Below are 16,601 nucleotides of genomic sequence, written 5' to 3'. Positions count from 1 at the left end.
AACTTTGGCGGGGTGCCGCTAACGAATTTGCGCGAGTCTTCGCACCCGTCCGTCGACGAAATTGCCAGGGTCCCCGACGTGTTTCGGGGAAGGTTTGGCCACTATTTGGTGTGGCGCGGTGTAAGTGCATCCCACCCGGCCATTCAAACCCATCGCCGTTGAAATAGTCGTCGAGTTTACGAAGGCAGGGTGCTCCCATGCACAATGCTGATCTTGGGTGGAAGGCTTTCCCACAGCCGCCAGCTACAGCCTCTGTAACAAAAGCGCTAATAACACCATTACACCAATAGGAAACATGCTTATCAGAACGTATAGCCAGCCTGAGCCACCGTATATGGCCTTCATGCCCTGCTCGCTGTTGCGCCCGGCGAGCTTCATGGCGACACCGATAATCACCAAAGCTACTAGTGCGCCTACCTGATGCGTTTGAACATAGGCATTGATGAGTTCGCTGATATCGCCTTGGGCTTTCCATTGCCACAGACCGTACACAACAACCGTGCTGTATAGACTTAGCCAAAGCCCCCACGCCGCCGTAGTGACTACAAAATATAGCGGCGGTGGCTTACTCAGTTCGGGTCGCCATCTGCGTATCACATGGATGACACCGCAGTGATATCCCCAACGTAGATAAGCCAGTGCATACACCAGCAAGGTTGTCAGAGCGAAGCCGCCCCAGAAGTACAGTCGTTCTGTATTGTGCAGTTGCAGCAGCAAATCGGCAGGGGACTCTCTGGGCCCGGGTTTGCTCATTTCCAGCCAAAACACCCACTGGTATATCGATTGAACGGTAGTTGCGCATATGCCAGCGACCAACAACGGCGCGCTCTTGAGCCCCGGCAGTTTCGCATATGCCGGCTGGGCTTGGTTTGGTTGCCTGACAAAGGCGAGCGGGCGGACAAACATGGGACCGAGCATCAGAAGGATGTAGGTAGTTATTTTGGCACCGCGTAGAAGTCGCCAGGCTTGGTGAAGTAAAGGTGGCATCTTGCGCTATTTCATCCTCATCAGTTACGGCTTTGCGACTCGCGCATCGTTAAGCATTGCATGGCGATTGATTAGATCACTCGATGGGCGGTGCCGATTGAGTCCCGAAGGAGGGGGCACCTCCTTCGGGTTGTACGTTACCGACCTGAAGAACCCACCACCGCTTTCCGCGCAGCAGCAAGACGCTTAAATATGCTGCGCCGCGGAGTGCAGTCGAGATATGAAGAAGCCAAAATTGAATGCACTCGATCCAGTGCCACTGCCTGATCTTCCATCGTCTGGTAGTGTGAAAACTCTTCGCCACCATAGTAGGCATTGTCTTCGTCATTTGTGGGCTCGCGTCCTTCCCACCTAACCTCTGCATACATCCAGTCTTCGAGTTCCGAGCGAATACCGCCGAGCTTCTGATGGGCTGCGAATGGTGTGGGAGACAAGTACAGGCGCTTGAGCTCTTCACCCACTGAGAGATGATTAGCTAGGCTCATGGGCCGATCTGGGCGCCATAACGAGCGGTGCCCTGGACGATGGAGGTATTCGATAGCGTTCTTACTCGTCCCGTAAGTTGTGCCGAGGCGAGGCTTGCGTTTTGTGCCAGATGCTTGCCTTGCCGGGCTCACAAATTGAGACCAGTACGGTTTGGTACCCTCCAACCACTCAGCTAAACCTCCTTTTACAACCGCTGGCAGGGACTGAATTACCAGCACCACTTGCTCGAGCAGCGCTCGGTCGGCAGCAATTAAATGGGGGATGGTATTGCCAGGGTTATAGAGGCCGTTCCAAGCAGGTCTTGCCCAGTGCAAATCCTGTTTTTCCACCCATATCTCTCGCTTATTCTGATATGGCTGCTCAATGACGTGATCATAGGGCTCATCTAAGACAATCCACTGCCCGGCGGGATTCAGCCAAAGTGATTGGTGATCCTTGTGGGGAAGCTTCTCTAGGAGCGCCATGCTTTTCCGTTGAGGTTTAGTCGTAGCCGGGCAAAGTCCGGTTGCTTCGATGAACTGCAGGGTCAAGGCGGCCCGGTAAAGGGAGTCACGAGCCCGCGACTTCGAGTCCAAGTTCGAACGCATTTCGAGATGGTCTTCATACTCCATGTAGAAGCCTTCAAGGTTGGGAGCGCTGCTGCACTGATGCTTTAGCAGGAAGGATAAAAGAGGCCTAGGCAGCTCGATTTCGAGCGTTTCAAGACCTGCTTCCACCGGCTTCTTCGACGTATCACGCCAATAGGCAGAAACGAAAACGCTGTGGGAATGCTTGAAGGGAAAGACAGATTCCGCACGCTCCAAAATACGCCTGGCATGATGGTAGTTCTCATAGCCACAACGCTGAGCGACTACATCGAGTGCCTGGGAATGTGGGATCTGATCTTTCCGGCAGATGGACTTCGCCAACCGCTTAAAACCGGAAAGAGTCGAAGGAAGTACGGATTGAGGTAGATGGCGCATGGATTTTTCTCCGCCCCTTATTGCAAACGTCACCCGCCTACGCCGCTACGGAGCCTCGAAAAAATCATGGCTTTGAGCTTTGAGATCTTACAGGTAGTGCCGTTTCCAGCTGCCACGGACGGGTGAGTTGCGCCTACCTAGCGCAACGACAATCTAGCAACCGGCCAGTGTCAGCGCAAGAGGAGAGGCTGCCGATAGAGTCTGGCTCAACAGTGGGCGCTTTTAATTCCTCACCTATGGTTGTTTTCTGAAAGACCTTTCAGCCCTTATTTTTCAAGGGCTCCAGAGGATTACCAGAATCTCCGAATCTCACACCGGTCAACCTGAGAAGTGGATAAATTGGACCCCTGTCTAAAGGCCTTAACGGAAATCGATCAGTCTGTCCCATCCGTTACTGGTTGCTTTCGCCATCGATGGCAGCCAATCAGCGATACACCAACCTAGGCCAACCACCAATGGTGGTCGGATAACCGCACTCACTCCGAGTGCCTGCCAGACTGCTTATTCGGTTTCCCCACTGGTAACTAGCAGTCCTGCGGATTTGCCCCGGCAGCTGTCAACCTTGTCAACTTACTTGACACGGTTGACAAGGATTTCGAGTCTCTGTTCGGGGGGTCAACTGACGAATCCTCTACGCACACCGCGCTTAGCGTTTGCGGGGGCTGTACAGAAAATAGGCTATGAGTTGCACGTCACCGACAGCTCAAAATTCAGGATTTTTTTGTCAACCTGTCAAGTAACTTTTAGACGCTGCCGCTAACGAATTTACGCGAGTTTCCACACCCGTCCCTCGACCAAATTGCCAGGGTCCCCGGCGTGTTTCTGGAAAAGGTTGATCGCTGTTTGGTGTGGCGCTGCGTAACGTATCCCCTTGATAGTTCAATCCCATCGCCGTTGAGATAGTGACTTTTTACACGCGGACAAAATACCCTTAAATGATTAATCACCTGCGTACTGCCGCGCCAAACAATGCTCATGCCTAACCTTATCTGTATATGCGCCTTTCAAGTTTAGTTCGGGTATTGCCGCCACAGAAAGAGTTTGAAACTGAATCAAGCAACGAAAGAATTTGAGTTTCAATTTCGTAAAAGTCTTTCTTTGGCATAAACTGAAGATCAAATCCAATCTGCTCCAGAACACCGATCATTTCTGCCTGGTGCTCCTTGTAAATAAATGGCCCCTTACTTGCTTTAAATGATTTAAAGTTGGAATCTAAAATCACCTTGTTCAACATTTCAATAAAGTCAAAATAGCCTTGAGATAAAGACATGTCACCACTTCTCGATGCTGCGTATATAAGTCCATATATTTTATGCGGATCGAATGACGACATCGAAAGCAGATCCCTCTTTCGAACCTCCTCTACAAAAAAGCTCTGGAACAAAGTAAGGTGGGATATATGATTTGTAAAATAGGACGACTTGAGGGTAGATAAATAGCTTAGCAGTGCCACAAAAATCGCACCAACCGTGGCCAAAACAACAATAAAATCCAGAGTGGTTTTGGCCACTATGAGAGCTGAGCTATAACGCTCGTACAAGTTAACAAAACATTTATTTGCAAAGCAAAATGGGAGTTGATAAAGGTGATCTGCAAAAAAAATTGTGATCGACATCAACAAAAATAAAGTGAAGCCAGCCCCTCCAATAGAAGCAAGCAAAAAAATCAGGTACCGCAAATAAGGATGCAGCCCTGCAAAGAAAGATCGCGCTGTTTCGCAGATTGAAGCCATGAAATCAAAGTATTTAGACAATTTTATCCTCCCGTATTGGCTTCAGCTTCCTTAACTTGGACCTTAACTGCTCAGAAGTTTTGTCATAAACACGATTTAAGACTATTAGTCTTTCCATAACGCGATGAAATCTAGACTTATACCAATGAGTGTGCCTCTTTGTGTCAAAATCTTTTTCTAAGCGGGCAACCATATCTTTAGCCCTATTAACATCGCGCCTTGATGGCAAAGGCTTTATGGTGTTTAGGCGACTGAGAAGAACTTCGTGTTGGGTGTGCCCAACTCTAAGAAGCTTATTAACTCTCCCCATGCACCGATTATAATCATGTCTGTAATCGTGCGTAACTCTGTATCCTGGTTGAGCCGCAAGCGATTCTAAGTTACGAACTGCCGCTCTGATCCTGCCAACCTCATCAGCGGGTAATCGTGGAGTGTGGAAACTCACCCGCAACCCATGGACCGTCAGAGGTTCAGTGGAAGTTCTGAATACACGTGTTTTACTCTCATTGATAGGAAGGTCTTTAGCCGTCAACATGTCGCTTATAATTTTTAGTGCGTATGTAAAGTCCGTACCTAATGACTTCGAAGACACGGTTATATCGTCAACCAGTCTAGTATAAGTCAATCCTTTTCTATTAAGGCGCTCAACTACTCTGCCCTCAACATCATATAGACAAAGAGAGGCGATGTAGCTTGATGTCAATCCACCTTGAACCAAGTGCGAATTATGGCAACATAGATCAGTAAGTATTCTGGATACTTCCGGATCATATTTAAGGAAGTCACAAAATATCGAGAAGACTATATCTTGGTGAATGTTGTCAAAAAAACTTGAAACATCGACCTTTAAAAGGCTCTTAGCACCACAGTGCCTGGCAGCACAAGAAACATAGTCTTTGCTATCATATCCGTCATTATTTTTCTGGTTTGGGACTGAGCCGTAAATAAAGTGCGGCCACCTGACAACATAATAATTAGAGAAAATTGAAACATTTATCCTTTTTTGAATTTTTCTCACAAAGCGATGCGGATTGTAAATGGGGCGACTTATTCCTCCGGCCTTCTTCACATTCTCTTTTTTAGAATATCGCTCCTCTTGACTCAACGCCAAAACAGATGCGAGGAACTCATCAGAAACACGCAAAAGATTACATAAGTTTTCGCGGCTGCTGATTGAGTTTTTTGAGACTTTCACAGGATTTGAAAGCACGATAGCCAATCCATTGGATATAAATGTGAGCCATACCAACCCATGACATAGGGTACAGAGAAAGATGTTGCGTTCATCGAAACCATCCGCTGAAAACCACCATCTTTCTCATGGTAGGCCCACCGTGAAGCACTCCAGCGGGACGCGGGGGTCGGAGACTGCCGAGGCCCTCTCCTCATCAGTTCAATACCTAGGCATTGAACGCTCATTACTGAGCTAACCAGCGGATGTTAAATTTCGATTGCGGCAAGTAGGCGGTACGCCTACGCAAGTCAAAAATACACTATTTTCTTGGGTAAGCAACCGGTTTTGTGATTCCGAAAGGCCACCCCTATCGACCTCATGGATAAATCTGACGTGCTCGGATTTTCCTGGCCAATAAATGTCAGCTTCGTCAGTGAGATGACTGCACTTTTTCCACATGCTGCCATGTCTCATAGGTTGCAATTCACCTGGAGCACCCACTTGGATGATAATTTTACAAACGCATAATACTTACGCCAATTTCTTATCCAATTGCTCGACTCTCGCCATCGAACGGCCCTATCGCATGAAGAGTGAGAGCTGGTTAGCGGCCCGACAACGGCGTATTGCCTCCGAAGTTGCAGGTGCTGTCGTCCACAACCTATCGGCCATTAGAGGGGCTGTCCAGAGACCACTTTTTGGCCGGAAGCAGTCTCCCCTAACCCTGAGCCATCACGTCGCACAAAGAGCTAGGGCTCTCGGTGTTTTCTATTTTGGTAACGGCCCACATGCTTCGATAAGTTTGCCATCAGTGCGGCTATCGATAGCTCCATCTGCTCCGATGTAGACATCGGTGTTCGGCCACTTCGGTTTAACCTGGATGCAGTGTGATATCCCACCGTTGTTCCAATTGAACTCCATAAAAAATTGGTTGTTCGGGAAGATGTGCCCAGCCGCACCAGTTGCTTCACCGGGGTAGATCTCGCCCTTTGAGATGTCGTGCTGAACATTCAAAATGTAACCAAGACGCCCCTGTCCCTTGTCAGAGAAATGGAAGCTCACCTGGGGGGTGGCGACATACCAAAAGACGATAGGGGCGAGTAGTAGCGCTACCACCCAGCGCCAGAAATGCCGTTTCGGTTTATTTGCAGACGTGGTCACGTGTGCCATCTCCCCAGCTTGAACGTGGTAGTGCTAAAACTTCATCCATGAGTATCTTTGCCGTTATGCCGCCGTTGGGGTGCTGCTTGTACAGCTTGACTCCAATGCCGATAGATACTCGGTCGCCTATGTCGTCCCAAGCCCGCATTCCTTCAATGTCTGCTGAACGGTGAGGCCCTTTTCGTTCGTCCCACTTCTGAATTTTTCGAATAGAGTCTGATGCAATCTGTTCAAGCCCAGCACCGTCCAGAAGAACGGTTTCAGAAAGGCCTCCAACGCGCCCTATGTAGCCATAGTGGATGTTCGACCAGATATCGTAGAAGTAGTCCAACTGACCTTGCTTCTGCCAAGTCCCGCCGAACTGTTGCCCAATCGTCACCTTGTGATCCCATGGACGATTTTGACCAACCCGCTCAGTCCAAAGGGCCATCGCAGCAGTAGTGTTACCAAGCTCCATCGCTTGAAAATTAGGTGGTGAAAGGCGTGCATACCAAGGCAGCTTTTGAAATTTTGCATTTTCCGCTGCCGCGTCAAAGCTGGTTAGCTTCTTCATTTTCAGTACGGATGGATGTGTGATGTTGCGGTTCATTTCCCCGGCAATATAGCTGGCCACCTGTTCCATCATGTCAGGGTCTTTGCACCCGACGGGGGCTTTCGGTTCAGGCTTTACCTCTAGCTCTTTCGGGGTGGCGTTGGAATCTACCAGAGCGTTTGCGGCGATCGCTTTCTCTTTCAGCTTTGGGTCAGCGAGCAGTGTGGCCATTTTCTCATCATCCACAGTGCCATCTGGGCGGAACGCACCCAGCGTCATGAAGTTGATGATGGTTGCACCACCAGCATCGCCCATGACAAAACCGCCACCGACATCACCTGACCCGGTAATGATCGTTCCGCCGTGGCTGGTTGGACTGCCTAAGTGGGCCATAGGACGCCCGTTCACTTGAATGGAGGGGAACCCTGTGGTGATTACGGCTCCACAGCCACAGGTATCGCCAACCCGCGCAGATCCCATGAAGTTGATGTTTACGTCGCCACTGGCGGAAGCAATCGGGGTAGTGCCGTGACCGGGCATTGGGCAGACATGCTTGTCACCCAATCGAGCGGAGGGAGTCATTCGTCATCCTTGTCGTATAAAAAAGCCTCCGTGTGGAGGCCAAAAGCATTATGTAGTCTCCGGGAGGCTACCGCACCAGGTAGAGGCGAGTCTGTAGGAAAAGTCGGAGTTTAGCGTCTCGACCAACCGGTTTTTGCCGATTCAATCTTCGTCTATGGTTGACTCTTGAATGGCCTCGCAACCCTTACGTGGCGTGGCCTCCAGAGGATTACCGAACTTTCGTATCTACCTTCCTCCAATCCACGAGGGGCCGCAAAGCCTTTGTCGTCTGAATGGCAGTCCTTCGGTTCGTGCAGACATAGATTTAGCGGGAGCGCGAACGTGAGGTGACGGGGCAGCATCGCCGGGATGCTAAAAACGGTCCCAGTCGCTGTTTTCAAACCTCGGCTTTAACAAATTGTGGAGTCGTCTTGCAGCCCCCGCCGTTCGTGGCGTGCGGGCTGGTTTGCGAATCTTTGAATCTAACGCCTGTCTACCTGCGCCATGACTGAACTGAACCCCTGTCTAACACCATCATTGAAAAAACGCTCCGCCTGGGCACCTCGTTGAATGACTGCCGGCGGGGTTGCTTGATGCAACGGTGTGGGTGTGGCGTACGAATGAAAAAGGCCGCTAGGGTGTGAACCCAGCGGCCTACGTTCAGCTCAAAGCCAAGGGATTAATCCGGCGTTGTTGCGTACTTGGCGGCCAGTTCCAAGGCCACCACGTCATCCATCACCGAACGCTCGAAAACCTCCATCTGAGCAGCCTCGACTTCCTTCTCGCTGATCTGGCGTAGCGAGGCATACACCCGCCCCGGGTAATGCGCAGTCAGCACCTGAATCGCCCACTGCGCCTTTTGCTCGGTGGCGAGCGGACGAACAATGCTCCGTTCGCCTCCTGACTTGACCGCCTCCCAGCAGACCACCGACCAGAACACGACCTTCTTGCCTGCGGTTTCAAAGCCGCGACACACCGGTCGTTCGACGGCGCTGGCGACCCACGTGCGGTATGGGTTCACCTTCTCTACGGCCGACTTCACCCGTGCAATACCGAAGTGTCGTCGAGCAGATCGCGATAGCCAATTGAGTGGCTACGGTCTGCCATATGGGGAATCTTCATCGAGCGAAAGGCTTCATTGCTGCCGAGGTTCACCAGGTGGCTGCCAATGCTAACCAGTGCCTGTACCTGTTGATCCCAGTCATCCTCCAGCTTCGCGATCTGCGACGTCCGTACCTTCTCCCGGGCAATGTCCTGTTCGTTCAGCGCACTCGCAATCTGTGCATCAATGGCTTCGGCTTCGGCCCGCAAGGCGATCAGCAGAGGCTCGTCACGCTCCTTAGCTTGATGGGCCTGCTGGCGCTCTGTCGTCGCTTTCTGCGTTGCCTTCTCTGCGGCGGTGCTGGCGAGAAAGTCACCCGTCGCCGTTGCTCGAGCACGCGCTTGCACCGCGAGCTGTAACGCCATGTCAGCGTTCTTCCCAGCGTCTTCGTGCCTAGTTTCGATGTCCTGCATGGCGCTCTGCACACGCTCGACACCTTCCCGCAGGCGACCAACTTCTGACGTGAGTTCCTGGTCCCGCTTGTTGTTAGCCACAATCTGCTTGTCAGCATTGAGCAGCGTGGAAAGGCGATGGATGTCTTTGTCCAGATACACCAGCTGCGTCCTGAGACTTGAAGCGGGGCGCTCCAGTTTGAACGCCTCATTCTGTAAATGGCTTCGTTGCTGCCACTGCTCTTGAGTGCAGTCTTCAATGCGTAATGGCAGGCCATCGAGCGCCTCCCGCAACGGCTCGCTCTGTTCCTCGAGCACGTTAATTTCCCGCTCCCACTGGGCTTTCTTGCTCTCCAGCTCCTTCAGCAATTTGGCGTTGTTGGGTTTCGTGGCTTGAGTGTTGTTCGTCATGGGTGGTTCTCCAAAAAATAATAAGGTGAGGTGGATCGGCGGCTGGCCATGCCTTATGTGCCGAGCACCTCCCGCCAGATCGCTGGGTAGAAGCACGGTCGTTTATAGAAAAACAGGTGTGTGTTCCCCCTGTTCCCCAACATCTCTATAAGGGGGAACGCCCCAAGGCCCCGGAAACATTGGCTGTTCCCACTGTTCCCACTGTTCCCCGCGTTCCCACAAAACTAGGTTCCTGTGAGGTCGGCCATTGAGGTTGAGTGGTCATACATGGGCGGCTTCCAGGTCCATGGCTTCGGCGTCGACGACATACAAGCGCGCTGATCCGCCACCGGGCAGGCGATATTTTTTGGTCTTGCGACTGTCTCGGTCGGTGTCGCGCTTGGCGAAAGCACCTACGCCATCGAGCGCCTTAACCACACGGCTGAGGCCATAGCCGTTGGCTGCCTCAACCAGCGCCGACTTGTTGAACAGGTACAGCCGTTTACCCAGGGATAACTCCCAGTACCCGGCCCGGTTGAACACCTTGGAGTCGGGTGTGTGGTCGTCCACATCGGAGAAGCGGCTGCTGCCGTGTTTGTCGATAAAGTCGAGGATGCCGGCGAGGATCTGCCGGTCTTCGGCATTGCCGCTGCCGACCCGCGCCAACCACTCGCCATACAGCAACTGGCAGTCGGTCAGGGCACTGCCCGGAGCCCAAGGCAACAGGCCATAGGCGATGGCCATTTCCCCGGCCAGGGCAATCACAGCGAAGCGGTCGGCCACACGACCGGCTTGAGCGTTGTCCTCGACGAACTTGGCGCGCACGTTGGCGAAGTGCTCCAGCAGGCCGGGGCGGTCATCGCTGGCGAGCAACTGCTCGACGAACGCTGAACCCAAATGACCATGGTGGACACCTACGGCCACAGTAAGCAGCCGGTGAAAGTCGGCCCCCTCTAGACCGTGCAACTCATCGAAGGCGCGGTGAGCGCGAGTGCCTGCATTCACGTCGACCATGCGCAGTTCGGCACCGGCGTGGGCGGCGTTGCCGGAGATGGCGGCGTGCTCGGAAAGGGAGCGTTCACCACTGGACAGGGTGAGCAGGCGCCAGCTCAGTTTGGCCCTACCTTCACGCTCGCGGGTCATGGTGCCCTTGCCTTGACCGTTGGCCAGCGAGTAGGCCATTTCCTGCACGCGCTTGGGATCGGCGCGTTTGATTTCGTCCAGTGGCAACAAGGTGTCATTGCGCCCGGCCGCCTCGATCTCCAAGCCACCTTTGGTCATGTCCCAACTGGCGGCAAACACGCCGGGGTCACCCCACACCGACGAGCCGATCAACTGCGCCAACGACTTGCCGCTGGAGCTGTCACCCACCAGGTGCACGCCGCCACCGAGCACGCCAACCAGACTCAACAGTGGCCCGGCCAGCGCACAACCAATGGCCAACGTCAGCACCGGATTGCCTGCGCATTTGGCGGCAACGTCGCGTTGCCAGAGCGCCAGCTCGCCACGCACGCTGAACAGGTTCTGGCCTTTGCCGCTGGCCTGATAACGCACCTTGTCGCTGCCGAGGGTGCGACCCGGCAAGACAAAGGCGCCCGATTCATGCCAGCCCGGACGGCCAGTGGTGGCGAACACTTCTTCCGGGCGCTGCTCCAGCAAGTACTCCATAAAGGCAGAGCGTTTCTTCAGCGCGATAATGACGCCCATGCCGAACAACTGGCGGCGGGCATCCTCACCGCTACCGCCGAACACCTCCATGGGAATGATCCATTCCTTGATGCCGCTGTCGGTAAACAGGCGCAGCAAACGCCCCTCGCTGCCGTCATCGCTGTTGGTGGTTCGGGCTGTGACGGTCACCGGACTGGCGATCCATTCGTCGATGATCGGACGGTCGTCGGCGGCGTTGTCGGCATCGTCCTCATCTTGGCCCGCGGCGCGTTTGAACCCGTGGCGGTACACTCCCGGGCGCAGCTTGCGGCCCTTCTCATTGGTCACCCAGTGTTCATACACGGCCCAGCATGGACGCTCAGGCGTAACGGTCGGCGCATCGGGCCGAAGGCTGATGACGTTGCTGTCAGGCAGGGACATGGGCGCGCTTCCAATTGGCGAGGTCGTTGAAATCGGTGAGGTCGGCAGGAGCGCCTTCTGGCCATTCAGGGAACGTCACTTGGCCACCCACGAGCGCGGCGGCGGCATTGGCAGCCTTGCGCCCGGGATTGCCTACAGTGAGCCGGTCGTCGTCGCCCGCGATGAGGATGGGTTGTTCTGGGTAGCGGGTGCGCAGCGCCAGAGCGACGGGCTTGAGGTTGCCGCTGTTCATGGCGCAGGCCACGGCGTAGCCGTGTTGATGCAACGTGGCGCCCGTGGCCCAGCCTTCGCAGATGCACAGCGGCTGGCTCGGGTCGATGACGCCTAAAGGCGAATAGCTGCCCTTGATCCGGCCACCTGCCAGAAAGCGTTTGCTGCCGTCCGTGGCAATGCGCTGCAGGTTGACCAACTCACCCGCCACATACAGCGGCACCAGCAAGGCGTCACCACTCTGGCGCAGGCCATGCGGACGGACGCCCTTGGCGATCAGGTACGGGTGGGCCGGATCAGCGCGCCGCGCATCGCGCCACCAACGCTGAGCCCGAATTGCTGCCTTGAGTTGGCGTTGTTGCCGCTCGGCTTCGCGTTGGCGTTTGGCCTGCTCGATGTGCTGGCGCACTTGCTCGGCTTCGCGCGGATCGGCAGGTTCACGGCTGCACCAGGTATGAGTAGCGCCAGCTTTCCAGCTGCCAAACGCGCCCGAAATAATCCCGTCCAAGTACAAGACATACCAGCCGTTTTCGCTGCCTTGTCTATCGCCGGGAACGTGAAAGCGATGAATCAGACCATCTGGCTCCGGCAGCCAATCGAGTGGGCCATAAACAGACTGAAGGGCGTCGCGAAACAGGACCGGCGCGGCCTTGTGAAGAGGGACGCTCGATGGCTGGGTGACTTTCTTCAGGCAAGCCGAGGGCGTCACCGCCGTTTGGCAGTGTTGAAAATTCGTCATGATTTAGCCCCTCAGATCAGGGTGGCAGTGAAACATCTGCTGGCTGGCTTCACCGCGCACAGAGGTGCGCCCGAACAACGCTTTGTTGGTGGAGTAGCAATCCGCTAACCAACGGTCATGATCCGGGGCCGACCCGACGGCTTGCTCTTTTACCCAATGCGGCAACTCCCCACGGCAGCGCATTTCGTTGAGCATCGACCACCAGTGGGACGCGTGACTGCGCTCGACTGTAATGAGGTCAATCAGCGTGCGGCGCTGATCAGTGCTCAGCTCGATAACCGGTATAACAGGCGTGCAGTTGAGGGCATTCATAGCGACACCTCGAGCACATCCAACTGATCGCGCAAACGCTTGGATTGGCCGTCCAGATAGTGATCCCAATCGCTGCTCAGGTACTGGCCCAAACCGGTCAGTTTTTCGAGGTCGCGGCCCTTGTTGTGTTTTGCGTCGGCACGAATGGCCGTCATCAGGGCGGTCAGCCAGCCGATGTGATCGGTGGTGGCGTCAATCAAGTCGAGCGCTTCGTCGGTGATTTGGCGGAGGTTGTTCATTACACCTCCTCGACGGTCAGGGAAGTGGCGAGTGTGGCGCGGTCGGTGCTGCTCAGTACGCCAAGGGTATCGGCCATTTGCACCAAGCCAAGAAGATGGTAGCGCTGTTCAGGCAAGCGGTTAATGCGATAGGCGATCAGTTCGGCGCCGATGATGGCGATGGCCAGACTGTTGCTGAACGGAATGAGGGCGTGTTTCATGGGTGGAGCTCCGTTTACTTCATCGGAGCCACTCCAGTCTGCCGCCAAGCAGAGATGGGTGGCGAGTTGCACAGGATTGGCGGACCGGGGTAAACGGAACCCGGCGCACCCGAAGGTGCTCCTGCGCAACCCGCCATAACACGAGAATGCGGGCACAAAAAAAGCGCCTGCAATCGTAATGGGGGCGCTGTTGCGCCGTTTACTGTTCGACCCGCCAAGGTCGGTCGTTGATTTTGCAGCGACGGGCAAACCATAACGCTTACGGGGATGCATCGCAAGGGGAAGAAATGGCTGTGGGGTGATCATGGGCGCACATCCTCCAGGCCAAGGGTGAGCTGCAGCTGCTCCCGCAAGTGCGCGACATGTTGATAGGCCCCCGGCTTTTCATAACGCCAGTGAGCCAGCCGGCGACCGCTCTGGCTTGCTTCCCTTATACGAGCCTGCAGCGTTTGGCAGGCCATGCCATAACGTGCTTCACGAAACGCCATGACCAGAGTCGACTTCAGCTCTACAACGCGCTCGGTGTTGCGGGAAAGAGCGAGCAGAAAGTACGCCTGATCCTCGTTGAGCAGGGCGAAGCGTTCGGCTTTGCCGCCACCTTGCACGCGTTTACCAACTTCGGTTTGAAACGGAAGATGGCCAAAGCGCCGGATCTTGTCGGCGTATTTGTCGATCAGCTCAATGCTGCTTTTGTGCTTCGTACCCAACTGCTCGGCCAGCACGCGACTATCCACACGGGGCTCGCCTTGGGATTGGGTCAGGATAATTGCGTTCATGCTGGCACCTTCCCTGCTGGCTCACCGATAAGGGTGTACAGCGCGATATTGCTGTGGGAGCGGCCATGCTCGTCAGTAATGGTGAGGCGCCGAGTGTGAAATGCGTAACCTTGGTTTTTGAGTTCTTTAATGCGTGAAGCAGGCATCAAAATATTGAGGTCGCGACGGGCAGTGAGGGTGTCGATTGGACCGCTGTTTCGCATCCAGTCGAGCAATTGGCGACGTTGCGCTGAACCGCCAGACTCCTTCGTGTGTGCTTTTTTTAGACAAGCCGATTCCACTCCTGCATTGAGGCAGGATTGATTATTCGTCATGGGTCAAGACTCCTGACGGGTCAGGAAGGCTTCTACGGGCTCGGGGTCCCAACGGACGGAACGGCCAAAGCGAATCGGCTCGGGAAAGCCGGGAGTCTTAGACCAGCGCCACCAAGTAGCGCGACTGACTTGGTATTTTGCACAGAGCTGGGCAGCGGTAGCACGGGTGCCAGGAATTGGCAGGTTAGGTGCTTCAGAAATGCGAACTACATTTAGCGTCATAGTGATTTCTCATCTACAGCCTTAGAGAAACCGAGGAGAGCGGCGGCCGCCCGTCCGTATAAGGCACTGGTGGATAGATACCCAGTTGCACCTTATTCCTTCCGGGAATACAGTTCGCCGCGAAGCCCGTAGAAATGCTTCTCCCCTCGGGGATGTGTGCTGGCCTAGCTGGTATGCAGAGGACGTTACTAGCGTCCTTCCCGATTGAACCCCAGTGTTACTAGCACTGGGGTTTTTCTTTGTCTGCGATTCCGACTGTCAGCGATCTTAACAACAAATGCCAACCAGATGTTTCATGTAGTTCAAGCACGTATCTGGTTGATGCAGGAGATTCTAATCGGCGTACATAAAAAAAACCAAGCTGATTTTTTAGAACTCATGCTTGCAATTTTTCCTCCGGCCATTTTCGGATTCAAAGTTCAAGTCTCAACATGTTTCACAGGATCGCATAGAACCCCGTAGGCAGCCGCAAGCAATCAAAAATTTAATCTCGGCGCATCCACTACCGTTCGTCGGCTCGCACAAAAAAGCCCTCTAGACCAATAGTTACAGGGGCCAAGTAGGGACGGATGAGGCCCTGTAACGCACCCGACCCGAATCATGCGCCTTCCCCGTTAAGGATTTCCGACATCATTTCGGTAATGTTTAATTATGTCGCGACACGTTTTTTAGAATAACAAAACGTGTCGCGGATAATGTGGAGCCGCTGCAAATGAGCTCAGTGCCGCGCCGCGTTTGCGTAAATTTCAAAATTTGCGCGAGGTAACTACCAGACAAATCCGTCGAACTAACAACGCTTAGTATTATTAAACGTTGTTTATTTACGGTTATTCGCGGTTATTGCCGCTTATTCGTAGTTTCCGCGTGTTTTCAGCAGGGATTGCGGAACTGAAAATTGATGCGAGCCGCGCAATCCGGGGAATCAGCAAGGGACTGCCGGTGGTGCCCTATGTGCATGTGCGCAGGCCAAGCTGGGTCATGGGAGTAGGGCCGGCTCTTTCTTTTCAGATTCGGGTCAGCACCACACCGTTGATGCCATTCATAGCATCGGACCCGTGATTTTCTTTTTCTGACGCGAGATTGGGAGAACGTTGCCAGTATCCTTGGCTTCTCCCAAAGCCTTAGCCAAAGCTCTGTCGAATAACTCGATAGCTCGACGTTTCTCTGGCAGCGCCGCTTCGGGATTATTCCGGTAATGCTTGGAGACAACACCCGTTTGGCCGTGCGCTTGCAGCAGGTCAGATAGCCGATCATCTACACCATGCTTTTGCATCAACTGCGTGCAGGTGCGGCGCAAGTCTCGCGGCGAAAAGGCCGGCACCCTCTGCCCTTCTAGAATGGCGTGCACGGAATCAACCCAATCAGCGACGGCATGGGTTGGACTAGTGATGACAAATGGTTGTTTGCCGTGAGTAGTCCAGGGCCACAGATGATCGCCGTTGATTTCCCGCACGCGCCTCATAAGCTCTACGGCGCGCCCGGTCAGCGGGACCAGATGCGGCCGGCTCATTGTTTGACCGCCTCGCCCCTTTCGATGGGCCAGTAGAACCGTACCGGCATCGAGGTCGTATTCAGCCCAAGTGGTTTCGATAATATTTTTGATGCGCTGGCCACCGGTTGCGATCACGAACTTGAACAGCAGCGCCATGACAGGGCCAACGCCCTCTGTACTTTGGATGGTTCCCCAGAATTGGCACAGCTCTGCATCCGACAACGCCCGCTCGACCGGGACCGATACTTTCTCGACTTTCACCATGGAGGCCGGGTTCACCTCTAGGCTATAGACCTTCGAGTTGGAGCGCCCAACCACACTCTCAACTGTCAGGCCGTGATTGAACGCCGCTACCAGGAAAGAGCGCATTCGATCAGCCTGAACCTTTGAGCCTCGCTCCCAGATTGGATTGAGGACTTTAAGAATGTGGTCGGCACGAATATCTCGCGCCTTCATTTGCATGATTGCTGGGTGCGGCTCTTTCAGGTTGGCCTTGAAAAGCCGCTCCAGCTCTTTGACATCTCCTGGAG

At 54.1% G+C, this 16,601-nt stretch carries 16 protein-coding genes; all 16 read right to left on the bottom strand.

The genetic code is table 11. From position 1 onward, the window contains the following. Positions 1-243: 243 nt before the first annotated feature. Positions 244-987 (bottom strand): hypothetical protein, encoded by a 744-nt coding sequence (locus tag AC1D2P_RS26730; protein ID WP_477757259.1) that lies wholly within the window; start codon positions 985-987, stop codon positions 244-246. A gap of 137 nt (positions 988-1,124) precedes the next feature. Beyond that, the gene (locus tag AC1D2P_RS26725; RefSeq protein ID WP_477757258.1) at positions 1,125-2,435 is read right to left on the bottom strand and encodes a DUF5623 domain-containing protein; all 1,311 of its coding nucleotides are present in this window, start codon (positions 2,433-2,435) and stop codon (positions 1,125-1,127) included. A 985-nt stretch (positions 2,436-3,420) separates the two neighbouring features. Beyond that, positions 3,421-4,188 carry a retron Ec48 family effector membrane protein gene (locus AC1D2P_RS26720; RefSeq protein WP_477757257.1) on the bottom strand — a complete coding sequence of 256 codons (768 nt, stop codon included), beginning with the start codon at positions 4,186-4,188 and terminating at the stop codon, positions 3,421-3,423. Next, on the bottom strand, positions 4,181-5,377 hold the full coding sequence (locus tag AC1D2P_RS26715) for a reverse transcriptase family protein (RefSeq protein ID WP_477757256.1): 1,197 nt from the start codon (positions 5,375-5,377) through the stop codon (positions 4,181-4,183). The genes AC1D2P_RS26720 and AC1D2P_RS26715 overlap by 8 nt, the downstream gene beginning before the upstream one ends. Before the next feature lie 732 nt (positions 5,378-6,109). Further along, positions 6,110-6,502: a hypothetical protein gene (locus AC1D2P_RS26710; RefSeq protein WP_477757255.1), complete on the bottom strand. Its 393-nt coding sequence runs from the start codon at positions 6,500-6,502 to the stop codon at positions 6,110-6,112. After that, the gene (locus tag AC1D2P_RS26705) at positions 6,483-7,616 is read right to left on the bottom strand and encodes a polymorphic toxin type 44 domain-containing protein (RefSeq protein ID WP_477757254.1); all 1,134 of its coding nucleotides are present in this window, start codon (positions 7,614-7,616) and stop codon (positions 6,483-6,485) included. The genes AC1D2P_RS26710 and AC1D2P_RS26705 overlap by 20 nt, the downstream gene beginning before the upstream one ends. Before the next feature lie 658 nt (positions 7,617-8,274). Then, a complete protein-coding gene (locus tag AC1D2P_RS26700) occupies positions 8,275-8,637 on the bottom strand; it encodes a hypothetical protein (protein WP_477757253.1) in 363 nt (120 codons plus the stop codon). Beyond that, complete coding sequence (locus tag AC1D2P_RS26695) at positions 8,634-9,500, bottom strand: hypothetical protein (protein ID WP_477757252.1); 867 nt, start codon at positions 9,498-9,500, stop codon at positions 8,634-8,636. The genes AC1D2P_RS26700 and AC1D2P_RS26695 overlap by 4 nt, the downstream gene beginning before the upstream one ends. Positions 9,501-9,761: 261 nt before the next feature. Next, entirely contained in the window at positions 9,762-11,567 is a 1,806-nt protein-coding gene (locus AC1D2P_RS26690) for a DUF927 domain-containing protein (protein ID WP_477757251.1), read from the bottom strand. Further along, complete coding sequence (locus AC1D2P_RS26685; protein WP_477757250.1) at positions 11,554-12,516, bottom strand: toprim domain-containing protein; 963 nt, start codon at positions 12,514-12,516, stop codon at positions 11,554-11,556. The genes AC1D2P_RS26690 and AC1D2P_RS26685 overlap by 14 nt, the downstream gene beginning before the upstream one ends. 3 nt (positions 12,517-12,519) lie before the next feature. Further along, a complete protein-coding gene (locus tag AC1D2P_RS26680) occupies positions 12,520-12,828 on the bottom strand; it encodes a hypothetical protein (protein ID WP_477757249.1) in 309 nt (102 codons plus the stop codon). Continuing rightward, entirely contained in the window at positions 12,825-13,067 is a 243-nt protein-coding gene (locus tag AC1D2P_RS26675) for a hypothetical protein (RefSeq protein ID WP_477757248.1), read from the bottom strand. Before AC1D2P_RS26675 ends, AC1D2P_RS26680 begins: the two co-directional genes overlap by 4 nt. Beyond that, complete coding sequence (locus AC1D2P_RS26670; protein WP_477757247.1) at positions 13,067-13,267, bottom strand: hypothetical protein; 201 nt, start codon at positions 13,265-13,267, stop codon at positions 13,067-13,069. Before AC1D2P_RS26670 ends, AC1D2P_RS26675 begins: the two co-directional genes overlap by 1 nt. A 302-nt stretch (positions 13,268-13,569) precedes the next feature. Continuing rightward, entirely contained in the window at positions 13,570-14,043 is a 474-nt protein-coding gene (locus tag AC1D2P_RS26665) for a Rha family transcriptional regulator (protein ID WP_477757246.1), read from the bottom strand. Further along, positions 14,040-14,357, bottom strand: a complete 318-nt coding sequence (locus AC1D2P_RS26660; RefSeq protein ID WP_477757245.1) for a helix-turn-helix domain-containing protein — start codon at positions 14,355-14,357, stop codon at positions 14,040-14,042. Before AC1D2P_RS26660 ends, AC1D2P_RS26665 begins: the two co-directional genes overlap by 4 nt. 1,261 nt (positions 14,358-15,618) lie before the next feature. Next, a partial coding sequence (locus AC1D2P_RS26655; protein ID WP_477811678.1) for a tyrosine-type recombinase/integrase occupies positions 15,619-16,601 on the bottom strand: 983 nt, incomplete at its 5' end.

The sequence above is a fragment of the Pseudomonas sp. P1_F1_2 genome (genome assembly GCF_056405815.1).
This window is presented reverse-complemented; position numbering and strand designations above follow the sequence as displayed.